This window comes from Acinetobacter sp. NIPH 1852, assembly GCF_022549455.1.
Lineage (GTDB): Bacteria > Pseudomonadota > Gammaproteobacteria > Pseudomonadales > Moraxellaceae > Acinetobacter.
The window spans coordinates 1-1,973 of record NZ_JAKZGG010000041.1 but is presented as its reverse complement, the minus strand read 5'-3'; the positions used below and the strand labels follow the sequence as shown (position 1 = coordinate 1,973).

Below are 1,973 nucleotides of genomic sequence, written 5' to 3'. Positions count from 1 at the left end.
TCATTAAGAATTGAAGAAGAACAACTTGTGTGGATTTTTACTGGTTAATCGATCGAAATTATTTTCATTGATTAGATGGTAGAAATTACTCGAAGTTTATTTGAGAAATATTTGTCAGAAAATTGATGAGCCAAGATTGGTACCCTTTAAAGGTACTACTGATTTTAAACTGAAGAGTTTGATCATGGCTCAGATTGAACGCTGGCGGCAGGCTTAACACATGCAAGTCGAGCGGGGTGATGTAGCTTGCTACATTACCTAGCGGCGGACGGGTGAGTAATGCTTAGGAATCTGCCTATTAGTGGGGGACAACATTCCGAAAGGGATGCTAATACCGCATACGTCCTACGGGAGAAAGCAGGGGACCTTCGGGCCTTGCGCTAATAGATGAGCCTAAGTCGGATTAGCTAGTTGGTGGGGTAAAGGCCTACCAAGGCGACGATCTGTAGCGGGTCTGAGAGGATGATCCGCCACACTGGGACTGAGACACGGCCCAGACTCCTACGGGAGGCAGCAGTGGGGAATATTGGACAATGGGGGGAACCCTGATCCAGCCATGCCGCGTGTGTGAAGAAGGCCTTATGGTTGTAAAGCACTTTAAGCGAGGAGGAGGCTACCTAGATTAATACTCTAGGATAGTGGACGTTACTCGCAGAATAAGCACCGGCTAACTCTGTGCCAGCAGCCGCGGTAATACAGAGGGTGCGAGCGTTAATCGGATTTACTGGGCGTAAAGCGTGCGTAGGTGGCTAATTAAGTCAAATGTGAAATCCCCGAGCTTAACTTGGGAATTGCATTCGATACTGGTTAGCTAGAGTATGGGAGAGGATGGTAGAATTCCAGGTGTAGCGGTGAAATGCGTAGAGATCTGGAGGAATACCGATGGCGAAGGCAGCCATCTGGCCTAATACTGACACTGAGGTACGAAAGCATGGGGAGCAAACAGGATTAGATACCCTGGTAGTCCATGCCGTAAACGATGTCTACTAGCCGTTGGGGTCTTTGAGACTTTAGTGGCGCAGCTAACGCGATAAGTAGACCGCCTGGGGAGTACGGTCGCAAGACTAAAACTCAAATGAATTGACGGGGGCCCGCACAAGCGGTGGAGCATGTGGTTTAATTCGATGCAACGCGAAGAACCTTACCTGGCCTTGACATAGTAGAAACTTTCCAGAGATGGATTGGTGCCTTCGGGAATCTACATACAGGTGCTGCATGGCTGTCGTCAGCTCGTGTCGTGAGATGTTGGGTTAAGTCCCGCAACGAGCGCAACCCTTTTCCTTATTTGCCAGCGGGTAATGCCGGGAACTTTAAGGATACTGCCAGTGACAAACTGGAGGAAGGCGGGGACGACGTCAAGTCATCATGGCCCTTACGGCCAGGGCTACACACGTGCTACAATGGTCGGTACAAAGGGTTGCTACCTAGCGATAGGATGCTAATCTCAAAAAGCCGATCGTAGTCCGGATTGGAGTCTGCAACTCGACTCCATGAAGTCGGAATCGCTAGTAATCGCGGATCAGAATGCCGCGGTGAATACGTTCCCGGGCCTTGTACACACCGCCCGTCACACCATGGGAGTTTGTTGCACCAGAAGTAGCTAGCCTAACTGCAAAGAGGGCGGTTACCACGGTGTGGCCGATGACTGGGGTGAAGTCGTAACAAGGTAGCCGTAGGGGAACCTGCGGCTGGATCACCTCCTTAACGAAAGATTGATGGCCGGTAAGAATCCACAACAAGTTGTTCTTCTTGAAGATATATCTGAGGGTCTGTAGCTCAGTTGGTTAGAGCACACGCTTGATAAGCGTGGGGTCACAAGTTCAAGTCTTGTCAGACCCACCAAATCTGATCGCTAAAGCTGAAAGATTTAAGGATATAGAATTCACAATGATAAGCTGGGGACTTAGCTTAGTTGGTAGAGCGCCTGCTTTGCACGCAGGAGGTCAGGAGTTCGACTCTCCTAGTCTCCACCA

At 49.7% G+C, this 1,973-nt stretch carries 2 tRNA genes and 1 rRNA gene; all 3 read left to right on the top strand.

From position 1 onward, the window contains the following. Positions 1-166 precede the first annotated feature (166 nt). The 3 genes from MMO38_RS16455 (at position 167) to MMO38_RS16445 (ending at position 1,973) form a co-directional block, all read left to right on the top strand. Positions 167-1,704: ribosomal RNA gene (locus MMO38_RS16455) — 16S ribosomal RNA — on the top strand. 61 nt (positions 1,705-1,765) lie between these two features. Then, positions 1,766-1,842 (top strand) — tRNA-Ile (locus MMO38_RS16450). A 55-nt stretch (positions 1,843-1,897) separates the two neighbouring features. Further along, positions 1,898-1,973: transfer RNA gene (locus tag MMO38_RS16445), tRNA-Ala, on the top strand.